Annotated in this window: 13 protein-coding genes; 3 read left to right on the top strand and 10 right to left on the bottom strand. The window is 64.3% G+C overall.

The window, feature by feature from the left end:
- Positions 1-119 precede the first annotated feature (119 nt).
- Positions 120-1,010 (top strand): hypothetical protein, encoded by an 891-nt coding sequence (locus M9921_01915; GenBank protein MCO5295593.1) that lies wholly within the window; start codon positions 120-122, stop codon positions 1,008-1,010.
- On the opposite strand, the gene M9921_01910 is transcribed toward M9921_01915, so the two are convergent.
- Positions 1,007-3,112: a hypothetical protein gene (locus M9921_01910; protein MCO5295592.1), complete on the bottom strand. Its 2,106-nt coding sequence runs from the start codon at positions 3,110-3,112 to the stop codon at positions 1,007-1,009. The genes M9921_01915 and M9921_01910 overlap by 4 nt on opposite strands.
- A 148-nt stretch (positions 3,113-3,260) precedes the next feature.
- On the opposite strand from M9921_01910, the gene M9921_01905 reads away from it, so the two are divergent.
- Positions 3,261-6,029, top strand: coding sequence for a choice-of-anchor D domain-containing protein (locus M9921_01905; GenBank protein ID MCO5295591.1), 2,769 nt, complete (start codon positions 3,261-3,263; stop codon positions 6,027-6,029).
- A gap of 4 nt (positions 6,030-6,033) precedes the next feature.
- Here M9921_01905 and M9921_01900 read toward each other — a convergent pair whose 3' ends face one another.
- Positions 6,034-8,100, bottom strand: coding sequence for a DUF2961 domain-containing protein (locus M9921_01900; protein ID MCO5295590.1), 2,067 nt, complete (start codon positions 8,098-8,100; stop codon positions 6,034-6,036).
- 64 nt (positions 8,101-8,164) lie between these two features.
- Here M9921_01900 and M9921_01895 point away from each other — a divergent pair, with 64 nt between their 5' ends.
- Positions 8,165-8,698 carry a hypothetical protein gene (locus M9921_01895; GenBank protein ID MCO5295589.1) on the top strand — a complete coding sequence of 178 codons (534 nt, stop codon included), beginning with the start codon at positions 8,165-8,167 and terminating at the stop codon, positions 8,696-8,698.
- Here the strand turns inward: M9921_01895 and M9921_01890 are convergent.
- The 8 genes from M9921_01890 to M9921_01855 form a co-directional block, all read right to left on the bottom strand.
- Positions 8,684-9,424 (bottom strand): hypothetical protein, encoded by a 741-nt coding sequence (locus M9921_01890; protein ID MCO5295588.1) that lies wholly within the window; start codon positions 9,422-9,424, stop codon positions 8,684-8,686. The genes M9921_01895 and M9921_01890 overlap by 15 nt on opposite strands.
- A 113-nt stretch (positions 9,425-9,537) precedes the next feature.
- A complete protein-coding gene (locus M9921_01885; GenBank protein ID MCO5295587.1) occupies positions 9,538-10,380 on the bottom strand; it encodes a sugar phosphate isomerase/epimerase in 843 nt (280 codons plus the stop codon).
- A complete protein-coding gene (locus M9921_01880) occupies positions 10,377-11,885 on the bottom strand; it encodes an NADH-quinone oxidoreductase subunit N (protein MCO5295586.1) in 1,509 nt (502 codons plus the stop codon). Before M9921_01880 ends, M9921_01885 begins: the two co-directional genes overlap by 4 nt.
- Entirely contained in the window at positions 11,878-12,549 is a 672-nt protein-coding gene (locus M9921_01875) for a hypothetical protein (protein ID MCO5295585.1), read from the bottom strand. The genes M9921_01880 and M9921_01875 overlap by 8 nt, the downstream gene beginning before the upstream one ends.
- Positions 12,546-14,297 carry an NADH-quinone oxidoreductase subunit M gene (locus tag M9921_01870; protein ID MCO5295584.1) on the bottom strand — a complete coding sequence of 584 codons (1,752 nt, stop codon included), beginning with the start codon at positions 14,295-14,297 and terminating at the stop codon, positions 12,546-12,548. Before M9921_01870 ends, M9921_01875 begins: the two co-directional genes overlap by 4 nt.
- Before the next feature lies 1 nt (position 14,298).
- Positions 14,299-16,464, bottom strand: coding sequence for an NADH-quinone oxidoreductase subunit L (nuoL, locus tag M9921_01865; GenBank protein ID MCO5295583.1), 2,166 nt, complete (start codon positions 16,462-16,464; stop codon positions 14,299-14,301).
- 3 nt (positions 16,465-16,467) lie between these two features.
- A complete protein-coding gene (gene nuoK / locus M9921_01860; protein MCO5295582.1) occupies positions 16,468-16,803 on the bottom strand; it encodes an NADH-quinone oxidoreductase subunit NuoK in 336 nt (111 codons plus the stop codon).
- A gap of 1 nt (position 16,804) precedes the next feature.
- Positions 16,805-17,314: an NADH-quinone oxidoreductase subunit J gene (locus tag M9921_01855; protein ID MCO5295581.1), complete on the bottom strand. Its 510-nt coding sequence runs from the start codon at positions 17,312-17,314 to the stop codon at positions 16,805-16,807.
- Positions 17,315-17,320 lie beyond the last annotated feature (6 nt).

The following is a 17,320-nucleotide window of genomic DNA, read 5'->3' as shown; positions in this document are numbered from 1 at the left end:
TTTGAGCCACAGCCTAGGGGAGCGACTCCCACCAAGAGCAGGCAGCTACTGCCCTGAGACACTCGTGCTCCTCCTTCGAATTGGCCCGACGCGCCGTATACTAGACTCAAGTAAGTACCATGAGGACCCTTCGTTTCTTGCATCATGGCCTCGCCGCGATCTTGATCGTGGGCATGGTGGCGGGCTGCGGACGCCGGGTTGCCGTCCATCATGCGGCCCCAGCCGGCCCCATGGACACGATTGCCCACGTAGACGGCATCAAGCTGCAGCTTGCCGCTGTGAGCGACGACGCTGCTGAGAAGAGTTGGAGTCCCAACGGGGTTCCGCTGAAGGAGTGGGTCTTCCCCGACTCCCTCGAGGGACTGGTCCACAGTCTGGAAAAGCCGGCAGCCAACGTCGGCCGCATGCGGTCCTTTGTGGTCCGTTTCGATGGTGTTTCGGCGGGAAAGGTGCCTTCGGTGGCATTCAGAATCGGCAGCGGCGAAATCAAGCTCCCCAGTTACACGATTCTGGAGAATAGCCAGCCCTACCCGGCAGACAAGGACAAAGAGTACTGGTTGGCTGCAGTTGGCCAAGAAATGGGCACCCTTGAATCGGTGAACGTAGCGATTGGTCTCTCTGCCAAGCCGTGGACTACGGTCAGTGCCTACAAGAACGACGGAGGCAAATTCGTCCTTAGCCAAGGATCGGAATTCTCCTTGTTCGTCCAGCCGGAGAGTCCACCAGCCCCCGTGGAGGGCGAAGATCGCAATTTCGTCGCGGGCCAATTCGAGGCGTTCAGTGTCACGGTGGATCTTCCCAAAGCGATCCAAAGACGAGCATTTCGCCTCATCGCACTTAATAAGTCAGGGAAGGAGATGCGTCCATCGGGAGCCATGACCGAATCGGGCAAATCTCTCCCGTCCGAATTCTTCTTCCAGGGACGCATTCAAGACGTGGATCTCATCGAACTCCAAACTCGCGACTACTCGTGGACCGAATTCAAGAATGTCAGGCTAGACCCAGACTAGGGGCTCCGTTGGGAAACGCCGGTCCTTGGCCGGGAGCAAAGCAAGCTCTCGATCCGTCCGTCTAAGCCGAGTGTGTTTGCGGCCCGTCGGCCATGTCCAGATCGCTTGAGGGCTCGATTGACAGCCTCCCGAAAGCTCGCAGGAAGTTGGGAATAGGGGACTGGGCTTGATCGAGTAACCGGGGGTTCCAGGTAGGTCTCCTCGTAGACGACACCGCGGATGGGCTCGCACCAAAATCGCGTCGCAGTCGATCGGCCGTAGTCGTAGGGTTGATCGGCTAGCTCAGGTTGGGAAGCGATGGTCTCCTCGAGCGTCGCCGCGTGCGACGCGGCAAAGGCCTCCGCGAACCCGTGCGCGAAGGTTTCTGGCGAGAGGATGATGGTCGACCATGGCTTGGCATCGGGCACCCTGGGACTGACAACAAGCTCGGATACGGACGCGGCTCGTAGATAGCAATTCTGAGGGATGCGGTCAGGCATGGACTCCGATCCATTCTCAAGGATTTCGGGAATGGACCTTGAGTTGAACGCGACATCGAGGCGATAGAGCCCGAGTACCCGATTCGTCCACCCGCGGAACAACTCGAGCTGTTCGCTGCCGAGTTGGGCCACCTCGATTGGACGCCCATCGATGAGGTCTCTCCACTTGGAGTCCGACAGGGAGCCAAGCAGCCCGAGGAGAGAGGTGCTCAGAGGAAACTGATTGGGACCGGGGGTTTCAGCGCCCATCAAAGGAAGGAGCCCCAGGGTTCGCCTGCCGAGATCGAATCTCGCCGTTCCCAAAGCGTATCGGTAGGTTGCGAAGTTGCGCAAACTGACGCGACCTTCCGCCCGGGCGGTGCGAATCATGGTCGCAAGGGCTGCCCTCGAACTGCGAAAGGCGTCCGCGCGCAGTGCCAGGCGCGGTTTGATCAACAACCAATCGCCATCGACGCTGATCTCGTACCCAGCCTGAGCGAGCTTCACCGCCAAAAGCCGCAGATCGGTCGTCTGGGCAGCACCTGGTGGATCGGCCGCATCGAGCACATCGTCGCTGACGCTCGCGAGGAGGTTCCGGTTTTCGTGTTCCGCGATCGAGATGAGACTCGGGCCAAGAACGAAGGAAATCGGGTCGAATTTGACAGGGTCTGCGAGCGCGTTCAATAGAGCCTGGGAGGCAGCCGTGGTGCTCGGCGCTCCCGCGTTGGCAGCTTGAAGGTGCGGCACAAGCTCTCGCCCCAGAGGTGGAAGTTCGGCATTCTTTGGGAGGTCCCAATCGCTGACCTCCTTGGGCAGGGGGCACCCATCCGGTCGCGCGGCGAACGTGCGGAAGTCGGCCCCTCGCCAACGTCCATCTGGAGCGTAGACGCGAAGTTGCAGGTTGAAGACGTCGTTGGTTTGCGTCACCAACAGGTCGAACTTCCTGATTCCGTCTGGACGCCCGATCCGCTTGCCGAGTTCGTCAACTGGCGCCGAAGAGTCGAGGTTCGATACGAGATTGCGGAGATCTTCCTCGGTTTGCAGATAGGCCTTCAAGAGGTCGGTCGTGTCCCGCGGGAACGCCCGCTGAGCCGCGGTTGGTGCATTGCTGTAGACCCTGGGCACGCCTGGTTCGAGCGAAACAAACTCCGAGGGGCCTAGCCCTTCAACGAGACTCGACATCAGCCAGAAAGCGGGGGATGAAGGCACCGCTTGACCCGGGGCTGACTCCGATCCCATCGTCTGGACAATTCGCTCCGCCCGCTCGTAGGACGTACCGTAGGAATTGCCCTGCCTGATGAGTTCCTTGAGCGCACCTTCGACCGCGGCCGAGCGAACGGTGTTCTCCTCTTTCGCCTCACCGCGCAGGGTCTCGGGTGAGCGCACGAGCGTTCGACGGTTCCCGTCTTCCTTCCACTGCGCATCCACAACGATGGCAAGGTGTCGCACGAACTCGTCTGTGGAGACGTGCTTCACCTTCGCGACAACGATCATGTTTGCAAGGGAGGGATCCACTCGGAGATCGCGCTTGGTTTGGTCGGCGACGGCCGCGACGATCCGCGAGAGTGGAGCGCCAACGAACTCCAATGAGAGCGTTTGGGTGCTCCCCAGTTGCAGAATCCCGTACACCAGCAGCGTCAACACGGCCGTGGCCCCATGGCGTTATCATAGTTCATGTTTCCTTCTCGAGGATTGGTGCCCGCCTTGAAGACTAGTAGAGTGCTTGGACTCGCTACGTCGCACCTCTTGACATCCGCGCTCATTCTCTGTGGAATGAAGACGGAGATAAGACATGGCAAAGGACAAAAAGCTGCCGCAGGAGAAGGGGACGAAACAACGGAGCACGGGGAAGACGAAGAAGAAGAGTCTCATCCCCCGCCTCTCCGAGAGCTCCTCCGAACGGGTGCACAGCCACGTTCGGGAGAAGCTGCTCCATACGCTCGAAAAGGGCCGGGAAGCATTCCCTTCGCTGCACCCGCCTGGATTTGGATCGTCGTGGCGTGGTCTGGGGGATTCTTGCCACTATCTCTCCGAGAACAGGCTCGAGTGGTGGGCCAACTACCACGAGGCGCGCACGGACGATGCCGACCAACCGCTGAAGACGGATGCGATTCGTGAGGACGACGAGTTCGTCTGCGAGTTCATGCCAGGCCTTGCCAGTTTCGCCACCTTCGAGGGCGTTTCCAACGGGGACCGGCCCGAGCTGGCCGGCAACGCATTCACGATGCGGTCCTCCGATCCGGGTTACTCCCCACGTGTTCGAAGGACTCAGCTCCAGGTCGACGATGAGATGGGCCAGATGCAACCGACCGAGTTCCACGCGGCCGCAGTATTGGAGAGGCAAATCGGCGGCGAGCCGGACCCAGGTGAACGGCGCCCGACGCTGATCATCGAATTCCACGAACTGCAACGAGCGGTCGGCCTGAGTTTCGGTTTTCTCGACGAACCAGGCGGGCCAGACGCTATTCCCGCGTCCGACTGCCGGTTGATCGCCTACGATGTGGATGGGCGCATCGTCACCGAGGCGTCGGGCGGGATTCTGGCGAGCGGACGTTCTCAGCGCGGTCGGATCACGAAGGGGACAGCATTCAACCACCTCGGGGTCACGGATCGGGACGCAGGGATCGCCTACGTGGAGCTTGAGTTCTACGCCGATGACGACGATCCGGAGACGGGCGAGCAGCGTTTCATTCAGGCGCCCCAGCTCATCTTCCGCGTGTGGCACGAGCCGTTTCCGGCCGCGGCAGTGAACCAGGGCTTCCTTGTGTTGGCGAACCCTTCGGGATCGGGGCTCAGTTCGCAGACAATCGATCTCGACTTGCCCTTCCGATGCAGCGCGGCCGCGGCCGTGTTGCGCGGGTTCGCGGTCGAATTCACCGACGGGCCGGTGGACGCGCGAGGCTTCTCTGTACGGGTAGAGGCGTTCCACGCTCCGGACGGATGGAAACTCGTTGCGCACGGGGACGCCAAGGCTGAAGAGAATGCTCCGTGGCGGATCCGGGTGGACTATGCGGTGCTGGCCTGGGACAAGGCAGTCATGGAGGTGGAGCACGGCTACGCGCGGTTCGCCGTAGGGGGTGGTCCCGATCGGCTGGTCACCGCTCTGGCACCCGACCCGTGCGGGCGAACCTCGTGCGATCACTACGCCGCCTGCCTCTCAGGTTTCGGATTCTTCAATGCCGAAGCCGACGATCTTGAGAGGATACGATTTCGTACGCTGCAACCCCGTCGTGGCCCTCGGGACTCACATGGCTACCCCCGGGTCGCGTGGCCGATGGAGATAGAGATCGAGGCGGATGCGGACGTCACCCGCCGCCTGGGCAATGCCGTGCTCTTCGGAGGTTCTCCAGTGCTGGGGAGCGGGGGCGCGGAAGTGACGCATGGCAACGATGGTTCCGAAGCGATCCCAACCACCGAGGGCGTGATTCTCGTCGAAGAGGGAGCGGTTGAATTCACGCACGATCAGCCGTATCGGCCGTGGCGGGAGCCGCCCGAGTTCTACTTCCAGGTCGCCAATTCGCAGGGCGAACTGGCGAAGCTCGCCTTTGCGATCCAGGCGGAGATGGCGCTCGCGAGCATCGGCACCGTGGAGATGGAGATCGGTGGATCGGTCCGAAGCTTGGACGTCGAGGTACGGGGCACCCACTTCGATGGCGAGAAACTGTTGTTCGATCGAGCCGGTGGCGTCTCGAAAGAGGATGTCGAATTCGACGACGTTGGAAACGAGACCGATAATGGCGAGCGGCATTCCATCGTTGTCTGGCCGCAAGTATCGGGTCTTGTTCGGACAGGATTCTCGATGCCCCGCCGCATCGAGACCCAAGGAGCGCGGTACGAGGGGGCCGTTGAGAACGTTCTGTCTCTCTCGCCGACGACCTTCGGGGCGCTACGCAATGCGGGCTCGGCAGCGATGCATATTCTGGGGGCGCGGGTCGAAGGCGATGAGGCCGCGGAGTTCTCGCCGATGCTCGGACTGCTGCCGAGGGGAGCGGGCCGCCAAGGGCCGGAGTACGACCGCCTGCGCCGTGCCGGAAACCTCATCCCCGCCCGAAATCTCGCCGATTTCGCACCGGTGACCCTGGGAGCTGGGCAGATCTTGGTCGTTGGGGGCGCATGTTTGCCCGGCGGACCTGGGGTCCGGCGCGCCTCGTTGATCCTGACTACGGACGATCGCCTTCGGCCAACGGTGTCGATCGATCTGGAGACACGCGTCGTCGAGTCGCAGGCCGACGGCCTGGTGGTTCCCAACCCCGTGGACTTCGGCAACGTCCCAGTAGGCCAGCAAAGGACGCGCAATCTCATAGTGCTCTCGATCGGACGCACGGCATTGTTGGTGACCGATATCGGGTTCCAGGGGACGCACACCGACTTCGACCATGTCCTGACTGGCGAGTTCTTTGAGTCCGGGACCCCGGACCAAGTCGATCCCGGCGACATGTGGCCCTGGGGAACGCTCACGGTTCGTTTCACCCCGTCGTCCACTGGGACAAAGCAAGCGTCCTTCCGCGTTCAGACGAACGCGGGCGCCCTCACGGTGGCAGTAAGCGGGAAGGGGGTGTGAGGTCTTAGCCGGCGCTTTGCACCCAGAAGAAGTCGAGCGTGATTTCCGGGTGGGACACCTTCGGATTCGCACCCCGATACTCGAGGACCACGGTGTGCTCGCCTGCCGTCAGGTCGGCGGGATCGAGCGAGAACGTCCTCGACAATGTTCGGTACGGATCGAACAGGTCGAGCAAGACCGGTTTGGGCGGCCCGGCCGGGTGGCCGTCCAGCCACATCGATACCAGCCCGGAACTCGGGTCTAAGCCCGCGGTGACGTGGACCCGATACTTCCCGGTCATGGCGACCGGCAACTTCACCATCTTGCGTTCGCCGATGGCCTGGGGCTTCCAGACAAGCGCCTGGCCATCGGACCAGATCGCGCCCGAGCGGATGGACGTGTTCGCACCCCCGACGACGCGGTCCGCTTCGTAGAACTGGGAGTTTCGGGCCGCTCCTCTGGCTGCCGGTTGCCACACGGGCGGGTGCAGCTCCCGGACATCGTCGGGTTGGATGTCCGGCACATCGTCGAGCGTGCCCGGGCGGGCATAGAAGTAGCCGGTCCTGGCGTAGGACATGCCCGGCGTCCGCTCGTGGCTCTTCAGCTCCATCCTGAAATCGATCGATCGGGCGAACGGGATGCCGTCCAAGATGTGCCAGCGGTAGTCCGCGACGAACCCACGGTTGCCCGGGCCGTCGTTGCGCGGTTGCCCGCAGTACGGGAAGGTGAAGATGTCCGGCGAGGACCACGAGTAGTTGTAGTAATCCTCGGAGCCCGTCCCGAAGGTCGACGGGCGTACGTCGTCGTCCACGAACACCTTTTCGTCCCCCTCGCCCCACCAGTCGCCGGCCGGGGTGGGGATCGGGGAGGGGTTGAGGAGGATCGAGGTCGATCCGACGTAGATCCCCTTTCCACGCGCGATCAGGAAGGGAAGGTCCTGCACGTCTACGTTCGACGCGACGAGGTCGTTCCCGACGCGCCAGCCCGCGCGGAAGTGCATGGAGGACTCATCCCAAACATAGGGTGTCGGGTGAGCTTCGCCGGCCACATGCACCGTCTGCGTTCCGAGGTTCGTGACGGTCATCCGCAGGGTCTTCGCGAACGGCATCACGAATCGGCAACTCATGCGGCCGTCGGGGTCGACGGAGAAGGGCAGCGAACGGTACGGGTTGATGCCGGGCGCCGCCCCGAAGAAGTCGCCCACAGGGCACTGAACCTGTCCCCGGGGAAAGCCGTCGCACGAGATCTTCAGCACCGTTTGGCGCAAAGCCGCATCCAGATGGTCGGCCCCCAGGCGGAGCCAGAAGTCTCGAATCGCCCCGGGACCCTCAAGGCTCAGCAACTCCTTGGTTTCCCCGGGAGCGAGGTCAGCCTGCATGGGTTTGGTCGAGTCGCCCACCTGCCCCCCTTCGGGTTCTGCCAGCGTCTGCGTCACGCGATCGATGGTCTCGTGGTAGCGCTCGATGTCTTCGGGCGCGAAGGAGGCCACTCGGGCCGCCCCCTCGTACTCCCTCACGTTGATGTGATAGAAGTGGATCTCCTTGAGATTCCCAACCCAGACGATGCGGAGTCGTCTCCCAAAGGGGATCGGCGCGTACGAGGCGTCCCGTTGGTAGACCGTGCGGCCAAAGCGCCCCTCGTCGATCGCCTTGACCTGCGGAAAGGCGTGGTAGGGCCGCCGGAAGAAGGGATCGGCCTCGCCCTCGTAGAGGGGCTTCGTCATGTCGTCGATGTACACGCGGAGGCGCCCAGCGATGGCGGCGGTCCAGAGGCGGACGATCGCGCCGGACCCCTCGACGTCGGCCATCAGGTACTCGCCGACCCCGTTGGCGTCGGGCTCCTTGAGCACCTTCTCGAAGTTCGGAATCGGCTCCCCGCCGAAGCCGTCGGAGTTGGCAAACCAGTCGGGCCCGCCCGGAGTCTTGCTGCGCCGGTCGTACGAGGAGAACTGCACGGTTCGATACGACGGGTTCGGAAACCGAGTGAGGGCTTCGAGGTCGACCATCTCTTCGAACAGCGACCCCGTGGTCACGACCGAGGCTTGGAGGGGGTGGGCCAGGCCCATCAGGCAACACAAGGTAGCGACGATCATTCTCTCTCCAACCTAGCACAATTGAACCCAGCACACCGCCCCTAGAGTTGGTAGGATCTTGGGCGTGAGGGTTCTGGTCACGGGGTTCGGGGCGTTTGGCGAGTTCGAGGAGAACCCGTCGGCCCTGCTCGCCGCCGGGTGCGGCCGGGAGCACCGGGTGTTGGAAGTCGCGTTCGACGCGGTGGATCAAGCGCTCCAGGAGTGGGACCCGGGCGCCTTCGACGCGCTGTTGATGCTCGGAGTGGCGGGCAAGGCGTCCGCGTTTCGAGTGGAGACCGTCGCGCGCAACCACATCGGTCCGGCACCCGACGTGCGGGGCGAGGTCCACGGCCCTGGCCCGATCGACCCTTCGGCACCCCCGCTTCTGGCCGCGACGCTCTGGCCTTCGTGGCTCCTCGACGACACGGCGGAGAGGGCGCCCAGCGTCGATGCTGGAAGCTACCTGTGCAACTACGCGTTTTTCCGCGCCCTGCAGCGGTTTCCCGAGAAGCGGGTGGGGTTCCTGCATGTGCCGCCGGCGTCGGCGATGGCGCTTGAAGTGCAACGGGACGTGGTTCGCGAGGTTCTGGCTTTGTTGGAGGAGCTACCGAACCCGTAGCGGGAGGAAAAGCCACCCCGCGCCGCACGCCGCGAGGAGGCTCGCGCCGACCCATCCCATCCACTTCCACGTCGGTGGTCCGGGTTTCAGGACTTCGAACTCCTCGACCCAGATCGTCTCGCAAGCTCCGTCGCCCTGGTCGGTCCGAACGGTGCTTGTCCCCCGCTTGAACTCCATGCCCGAGTGGTGCGCATACTCGACGAGGAAGCCCCGGATGCGGACCTGGTCGCCGAGTTGGACCCGGCGTAGGGACTTGGCGAGTCGGGGCTGGTCGGTGAGCAGGTGGTTGTTCGACAGATCGGTGGGCCAGAAGGCTTCCCACTTCTCCTGCGTCGGGGCATCGACGCAGCACGTGTACTCGCCGCTCGAATAGTTCAAACCCTGGTAGGCACCGGTGCGTACGTTGTCGCCGAATACGAGGCAGACGTCGGCGACGTTGAGGTGGTCCTTCCACTGCTTGTGCGCGAACTCGTACCACACCCCCGCGTCGTGTTTGCTGACGACCATGCCCCAGATCTCATAGGTGAACAGGGGCTTCACCGTGTACTCGACGCCCTTGACGGTTGTCGTGAAGGGAGCGCGGTCGGTGGCATGCTGCTCAGGTTCAAGCTGCAACTCCGGAGGGAGCGCGTGCGCGCCAGGGAGCCCGCCTCGGGGCCAGTTACCTGCGGCGATCAAGGCGAGGCCCGCCAGGGCCGCCCATCGAAGCGAGGGTTGTAAGTCCACTCCAGGCTAATGGTCGGGATCTTGAAGGGAGCCCCTCACCCCCGGCCCCTCTCCCCCAGAGGGGCGAGGGGTGCCTTGAACGACCAACGACAAACGATAAACGACAAACGACCCTAGAGGTAACGCCGGGCGTTCGCGACGCAACGGGGCACGGCGGCGAGCGGGTCCTCCTCGCCTTCGAACTCGATGCTGAGCCAGCCGTCGAAGCCCGCACTGCGCAGGGCATCGACGCACGCCTCGAGGTCCACCACGCCCTCGCCGACCGCCGCGCCCGCGTAGCGCGCGCCGCCGAGTGATTCGAACACGTGGCCGGTGTAGTCGCTTGTCACGTGCGTGAAGTCTTTGAAGTGCACCATGTTCGCGAGACGAGCGACCTCGGCGATGGCGTCGTGGCTGGCTTGGTCCACCAGCAGGAAGTTGCCCGTGTCCGGATTCGCGCCCAGCGCGTCGTTGCCGCATGCCGCGCGCACGTCCTCGATGAGCCCGCGCACCTGCTCGCCACGGCCCGCGAGTTTGCCGTGATTCTCCAGTGCGAGTTTCACTCCCGCGTCGGCTGCAAACTTCGACGCCTCCGAAAGCCCCTCCACGATCCACGCCCGGGCCTCGTCGAAGGTCACGCCGGGGCTCACGTCGCCGGCGAACACGCGCACGACGCCCGCGCCGAAATGGCCGGCCTCCTCGATGCCGAACCGGATCTTCTCCAGCTCGTGGGCGCGTTCCGAAGCCAGAGGCTTGGCGAAGTTCTGGGCCACCGAAAAGATGGGGCAGGGAAGCCCGGTCTCCGTAAGCGCGTCCAGCGCCGCTCGGCGGTCCGACTCGACGTCCTTGTAGAAGAAGTCGAGCAGCTCCACGCCGTCGGCCCCGATCTTCTTGGCCTCACGAATGAAGCCGGGAAGATCCATGCCGCCGTCCCGCACCGTGCGGTAGTAGCTGTACATGCTGACGGCGAGCTTCACTTCCGGGCGAACTCCTGGACCGAAGCGGTGATGGGCGGGTTGCTGGTCGTCCCCGAACCCATGAGCCAGTCCATGAGCGGCGTCAGGAAGATCACCGCGGCGAACAGACCCGCCGCGCACACGGTGCCCGCCGTCGCGAGTCCGGCACCCAGCGGCCGCGAAGGAGCTTCACCTTCGGTCTCCGCGACCAGGGCTGCCTTCGCGATGCCCGCGTAGTACCAGATGCTGATGATCGAGTTCACCGCAAGCACGATGGCCAGCGGGGTGAGCCCGGCGCGCAGCGCGTCGTTGAAGATGTACAGCTTTCCGAAGAAGCCCGCGGTCGGCGGGATCCCGATCAGCGAGATCATGAAGATCACGAGCAGCCCCGCCGCGTAGGGAGAGCGCTGCCACAGGCCGTTCAGATCCTGCAGCCCGGTGGCCTCCCGGCCGTCCTTCGTTCCCAGCGTCACGATGGCGAAGGCGCCGACGGTCATCAGCGTGTAGGAGACGAGGTAGTACGAGATGGCCCCAAACCCGATCTCCGCCGGGTTGCTCAGGTGCGAAAGGACCGCGACCAGCAGGTATCCCGCGTGGGCGATGCTCGAGTATCCGAGGATGCGCTTGACGTCCTTCTGCACGCACGCCGCGAGGTTGCCCACGGACATCGTGAGGATCGCAACCCAGAACAGCGCGGGCATCCAGTAGTCCGAGAGCGCGAGCATCCCGTCCAGCACGCGCACCAGCGCGGCGATCGCCGCGATCTTCGACCCGGCGGCCATGAACGCCGTGACGTTGGTGGGCGCGCCCTGGTACACGTCCGGCGTCCACTGGTGGAACGGCACGAACGCGGCCTTGAATCCCAGGCCGACCAGCATCAGCCCAAGCCCGAACAGCAACAGCGTGTGCTGGTAGCCGATGCCGTTGGTCCATGCGTCGGAGATCGCGCTCACATGCAGGCTGCCGGTGGCGCCGTAGACCATCGCGATGCCGTAGAGCAGGAACCCGCTGGCGAAGGCCCCGAGCAGGAAGTATTTCAGCGCCGACTCCTCGGACTTGTTCTCCGTGCGGCTCATGCCCGCCAGCACGTAGAGCGAAATCGAAAGCACCTCGAGCCCCACAAAGAGCATCAGGAGGTTCTTGGTCGTCGCCATCATCATCGCGCCGGCCGTGGACCAGATGAGCAGCGGATAGAACTCGCCGAACGCGATGCGTTTGGCGCGCAGGTACCCGTCGCTGAACAGCACGGCCAGCGAGGCGGCCAGCACGAGAATGAGCTGCATGACCAGGCCGAACCGGTCGCGCACGAACATCCCCGCGAGCGTCTCCGAATCCGGCTGCCCGAACTGCTGGGCGGTGAAGTACCCCGCGGTGAACAAACCGATCAGGCATGCGATGCCCATCGCGCTGTTGGCGTGGCGCGGACGGATCATCTCGATGATCAGCGCGACCATGCCGGTCACCACCACGATCAGGATCGGGGCGATGGACGCGAAGTCGATGGTGGGGACGGGGAAATCAAACATGGGTGGTTTCCAGATCGGATCCGTTCTCGGCCCACGCCTGGATGCGAACCCAGTCGTCGGCGAACAGCACCTCGGCCGCGGGATCGGAGGCTGCGAGCGCCCCCTTGCGCATGGGGCGCACGGCGTCGGCGGCGATGCCCGACGTCTCGACGTCCCAAGCGAACAGATGCGCGGGCAGGTCGGCGACGAAATCGAGATACGGCTCGGGGCCGCCCGCGACGTACATCACATTGAGGCGAGCCTCTCCCACCTCGCCGAGAAGGGCGCGGTCGAGCTCGAGGTAGAAGCCGCCGTACTGCATCGGCGTCGCCGCCGCCGGGTGCGCCCCCTCCAGCTGGTAGAAGACGCCGTCGGCCCCGAACTCCATCGCGGTGTGGAGATCTTGCCGCGTTTCGCCGAGGTAGCCCTCCAACTTGCGCTGGCCCGCAACGGGGTCGGCGGTCAGCAACTCGTTGAGCGGGAAACCGTCCGCCAAAGCCCTGCCAAACGGGCTCAGCACGTGGGCGAGCACCATGCGGTCCGGGTCTTCCGAAAGCGCGGCGCCCACCTCGTCCACCGGCACGATCTCGGCATCCGAACGCGAACCGGATGGCCACAGCAGCACAGCGCGCCGATCCGTGGGGCCGCCCCGCGAGGCCGCGGTCAGTCGCTCGCGCGCGGTCACGGGGTGGGCGCTCCCGTCGTCGCGGCGACGACCTCTTCCGTGGGCGACTTCAGCGGGAAGTGGAACGAACCCGGAACCAGCACTTCCACGCCGTCCTTCCCCGCGACCAGCGGCGTCGCCAAATCGTCTTGCGAGCGGTCCTGTCCCTGCACGAGGTTCCCCTGTGCGTCCATATCCTGGCGGAGGTTGTTCCACGCCGGGCGCATCGACTCGGGGTTGAGCGCCATCATGCGCGCGGCGCCAAGGCTGGCCTCCATCGGCTTGAGGAACGTGTTGGGGAACAACCCGCCCCAGAACACGAACACCACGAGGCAACCCACCATGGCGATCTCCCAAGGCTTGAGGTCCTTGAGGCGCTGGTTGATCGGGTTGGAGTTCGGCCCGTAGAACACCTTCTGGAACATCCAGAGCAGGTACACGGCGGCGAGAATCACGCCGCCCGCCGCGATCACGGCGAACGGAAGGCTCAGCCCAAACTGCCCCGCAAAGGCCGCCTCAAATCCGCCCATGAGCGCCAAGAACTCGCCGACGAAGCCGTTGGTGCCCGGCAACCCCACGCTCGAAAGCATGATGATCATGAACAGCGCGGCGTAGATGGGCATCTGCGCCTTCAGTCCGCCGAATTCGGTGAAAAGGCGCGTATGGCGCCGCTCGTAGATCAACCCGACCAGAAGGAACAAGGCGCCTGTGCTGATGCCGTGGTTGAGCTGCTGCACCGCTCCGCCCATCAGGCCCGTGTGCGTCAGGGAGAAGATGCCCACCAGGATGAAGCCCATGTGCGCGACCGACGAGTACGCGATCAGCTTCTTCACATCGGGCTGGATCGCGGCGACGATCGCGCCGTAGACGATGCCGATGATCGCCAGGCCCATGATGTAGGGCACCTGGTCGCGGATCACGTCGGGGAACAGGGGCAGGCAGAAGCGCAGGAACCCGTACGTGCCCATCTTCAGGAGCACGCCCGCAAGGATGATCGACCCTGCCGTGGGCGCCTCGACATGGGCGTCGGGAAGCCACGTGTGGAACGGGAACACGGGACACTTCACGAGGAACGCGATGGCGAACGACCAGAAGACGATCGCCTGCAATCCCACGGCGTTGCTCCACAACGTGCCGTTGGCCACCGCCCCTTGAATGTCGATCAGGCTGAACGAACCGGGGCCGTCGACGGCTTGGCCGTACAGTCGATAAAGGGTGATCATGCCGATGAGCATGAAGATCGAGCCCGCGAACGTGTAGATGAAGAACTTGATCGACGCGTACGACCGCCGCACGCCGCCCCAGATCGCGATGAGGAAGTACATCGGGATCAGCGACGCCTCGAAGAACGTGTAGAACACGATCATGTCGAGCGACACGAACACCCCGAGCATCGCGGTCTCGAGGATCAGCAGGAAGATCATGTACGCCTTCACGCGATCGTTCACGTAGAAGCTGAACCACACGGAGATCACGCTCAGGAAGGTCGTGAGCAGCAGAAGCCAGATGCTGATGCCGTCCACGCCGACCAGGTAGCTGATCCCGAGGCTCGGAATCCACGGCACGTACTCGAGCAGTTGGAAGTGGTAGCTCCCGCCGTGGAACTGTGAAAACGCGTAGAGCGAGGCGCCGAAGGTCGCGACCGTGGCGAGCAGCGCGCCGTAACGGTGGATCGTGACGCTCTCCTTCGGGACGAGCATCAGCACCAGCGCGGACAGCAGGGGCAGGAACGTGACGAGGGTCAGGATGCCAAAACCGGTGGGAGTCATGCTACTGCGCACCTCCCAACTTGCGAAGCTCCATCAGGAGGAACAGGAGCAACCCCACCCCCCCGAGCAGCATCATCAGCGCGTAGGAGCGCACGAAGCCCGTCTGGACCCGGCGCACGAGGTCGCCGATGCGTCCGACCGTCCACGCCAGCCCGTTCACCGCGCCGTCGATGACGGCGACGTCGACGCCCTTCCACATCGCCAGCCCGATGTCGCGGCCGCCGTTCACGCCCGCGTCCATCAAGGCGCCGTCGTAGCCGAACTGGTCGCGCGCGGCTTTGCGGAACGGGCTCCACTTCGACTCGTCGTAGGTCTCCTTCGCGGGGAGCCCCTTCCAGTAGAAGAATAGGCCGGCTGCCAGGCCGAGGCCTGCGGCGAAGATCGAGAGAGCCATCAGCGGCAGGGCGTGGGGATGGCCGGGAACGAGCGCGGGGTCGAGGACCGCCAGGCCGCTCGGGTAGAGCCACTTCTGCAGCAGTTCGTGTTGGTGCAGCACGTAGCCGCCGCCGATCGAGAGCACCGCGAGCACCACGAGCGGAATCCACATCGACGGCGGGACCTCTTTCGGCTGGTGGTCGCCGGTCAGCGCGTGGTGGTGCTCGTGCTCCTCGTGGCGCGCCGCCATCTCCTCGTCGGTGAAGAAGAAACCGTGGGGATCCTCGTGCGCGTGCTCCTCGTGGGCCTCATGGGCGTCGTGCGCGTGCGCCTCTTCGTGGTGCTCCTCGGCGGGAAGTTCGCGCCACCGCTCCTGCTTGCCGAAGAACGTGAGCATCGTGAGCCGGGTCATGTACCACGCCGTGAGCATCGCCGCGAAGAGCCCGACCCACCCGGCGACCGCGCCGAGGTTCACGCCGCCGGCAATCGCGTGCTCGTTCCCGAGCGCCCCCCCGAGGATCGCTTCCTTCGAGTAGAACCCGGCGAGGCCGGGCACGCCGGCGATGGCGAGGTACCCCGCGATCATCGTTCCCGCGGTGATGGGGAGGTACTTGATCAGATTCCCGTAGCGCCGCATGTCCTGCTCGTGCGCCATCGCGTAGATCACCGCGCCGGAGCCGAGGAAGAGCAGCGCCTTGAAGAACGCGTGCGTGGTGACGTGGAACATGCCCGCCCAGTACGCGCCGGAGCCGCACGCGATGAACATGAATCCGAGCTGAGAGACCGTCGAGTAGGCGAGCACCTTCTTGATGTCCGTCTGCCCGAACGCAATCAGTGCAGCGAACACGGCGGTGAAGGCTCCGACCATCGCGACGACCGCGCTGGCGACCGGCGACAGTTCGAACAGCACGTGCATGCGGTTCAGCAGGTAGACGCCGGCGGTGACCATCGTGGCGGCGTGGATGAGAGCGGAGACGGGCGTCGGGCCCGCCATCGCGTCCGGGAGCCAGAAGTAGAGCGGGAACTGCGCGGACTTGCCGCACGCGCCCACGAACAGCAGCAACGCGATCGCCGTGGCGAGTTCGGGGTGCGCGCGCAGGGCGTTCACCGCGTTTGCGAAGATCACCTCGTAGCTGAGGTAGTGGTTGCTCTGCAGCGAGACCTTGCTGCCCGCCAGCACCACCATCAGCAGGAACATGCCCAGCATGAGCCCCCAGTCGCCGATGCGGTTGACGATAAACGCCTTGTTGGCGGCCCGCGCGTTGTTGAGGTCCTTGTACCAAAACCCGATCAGCAGGTAGCTGCAGAGACCGACCCCTTCCCACCCGATGAACAGCAGCGGCAGGTTGTTGCCCAGCACGAGGATGAGCATGAAAGCGATAAACAGGTTCAGGTAGGTGAAGAAGCGGGTGTAGTCGCGATCGTCGCCCATGTAGCCCGTCGCATAGAGGTGGATCAGGGCGCCGACGCCCGTGATGATCAACACCATCGTCATCGAGAGGGGATCGACCAGGGCCTCGAACGGAATCGAGATGCTCTGCAGTTGGATCCAGTCGAACAGTGTCACGACCTCGTGGCGCGTCTGAACGGGCATCGTGGTGAGCTGCTGGACCAGCACCACGCCGATCAGGAACGATGCGGCGACGGGGAGCACGGCGATCGTGCCCATGAGCCGCTTGCCCTGCGCGGGGCCGAGGCGCCGCACCACCGCGCCGCCGAACAACGCTTGGATCAGCGAGCCCGCCAGCGGGAGGAACAGCACGTACCAGATCAGCGAGAAGGGATTGTCCATGCGCTATCCGCGAAGCAAATTCATTTCGTCGATGTCGATGTCGTGGCGCAGCCGGAAGATCGCCATGATGATGCCGAGGCCGACCGCGACCTCCGCCGCCGCGACGGCCATCACGAAGATCACCATCATCTGGCCCGCCATCGCGCTCCCGACGGGGTCGGACCCGGCGGAAGGCTGGTAGCGGGCGAAAGCCAAGAGCGTCAGGTTCACCGCATTGAGCATCAGCTCGATGCACATGAAGATCACGATTGGGTTGCGTCGGATGATCACGCCCACGACGCCCGTGGTGAACATGAACAGGCCGAGCGCGAGGTAGGCCATCAAAGGAACGCCGCTCAACTCAGATCCTCCTCTTGGCAAGCAGGATCGATCCCACGATGCCGATGACGAGCAGGACGCTCACCATTTCGAGCGGCCAGACGTAGCCGGTGAAGAGGGCGCGGCCGACGGCCTGCGGCGAGCCGTAGGCGTCGGGCGAACCCGGTTGGTTCAAGTCCTTGAGGGGAAGGATCACTTGCGTGAACAGCAGGGCGAACAACGCGGCACCGAAGGCGTAGCCCGCCAACAGCCTGGGATCGCGTTTCTCGGTGAGCGCCTGGGGCGCGCCGATGTTCAACAGCATGATGACGAAGAGGAACAGCACCATGATCGCCCCGGTGTAGACGATGACCTGGGTGATGCCGAGCAGCTCCGCGTTCAGCGTGAAGTAGAGGAAGGCGAGCGTGAAGAAGTTCGCCACGAGGCACAGGGCCGAGCGGACCGCGTTTCCGAATGCCACGACCCCGACCGCGGACGCCGCGGCGACCGCCCCCAGCGCGCCGAAGATCAGCAGCGACGAATCCAAATCCATCCTCCC

This window comes from Fimbriimonadaceae bacterium (assembly GCA_023957775.1).
Taxonomy (GTDB): Bacteria; Armatimonadota; Fimbriimonadia; order Fimbriimonadales; family Fimbriimonadaceae; genus JAMLGR01.
The sequence above is the reverse complement of the archived record's forward strand: the minus strand, read 5'-3'. Positions and strand labels throughout refer to the sequence as shown.

Coding starts and splice junctions, on each gene's coding strand:
- nuoL (MCO5295583.1), bottom strand. CDS start 16,464: ATGGACAATCCCTTCTCGCTGATCTGGTACGTGCTGTTCCTCCCGCTG.
- M9921_01905 (MCO5295591.1), top strand. CDS start 3,261: ATGGCAAAGGACAAAAAGCTGCCGCAGGAGAAGGGGACGAAACAACGG.
- M9921_01880 (MCO5295586.1), bottom strand. CDS start 11,885: ATGTTTGATTTCCCCGTCCCCACCATCGACTTCGCGTCCATCGCCCCG.
- M9921_01870 (MCO5295584.1), bottom strand. CDS start 14,297: ATGACTCCCACCGGTTTTGGCATCCTGACCCTCGTCACGTTCCTGCCC.
- M9921_01900 (MCO5295590.1), bottom strand. CDS start 8,100: ATGATCGTCGCTACCTTGTGTTGCCTGATGGGCCTGGCCCACCCCCTC.
- M9921_01855 (MCO5295581.1), bottom strand. CDS start 17,314: ATGGATTTGGATTCGTCGCTGCTGATCTTCGGCGCGCTGGGGGCGGTC.
- M9921_01915 (MCO5295593.1), top strand. CDS start 120: ATGAGGACCCTTCGTTTCTTGCATCATGGCCTCGCCGCGATCTTGATC.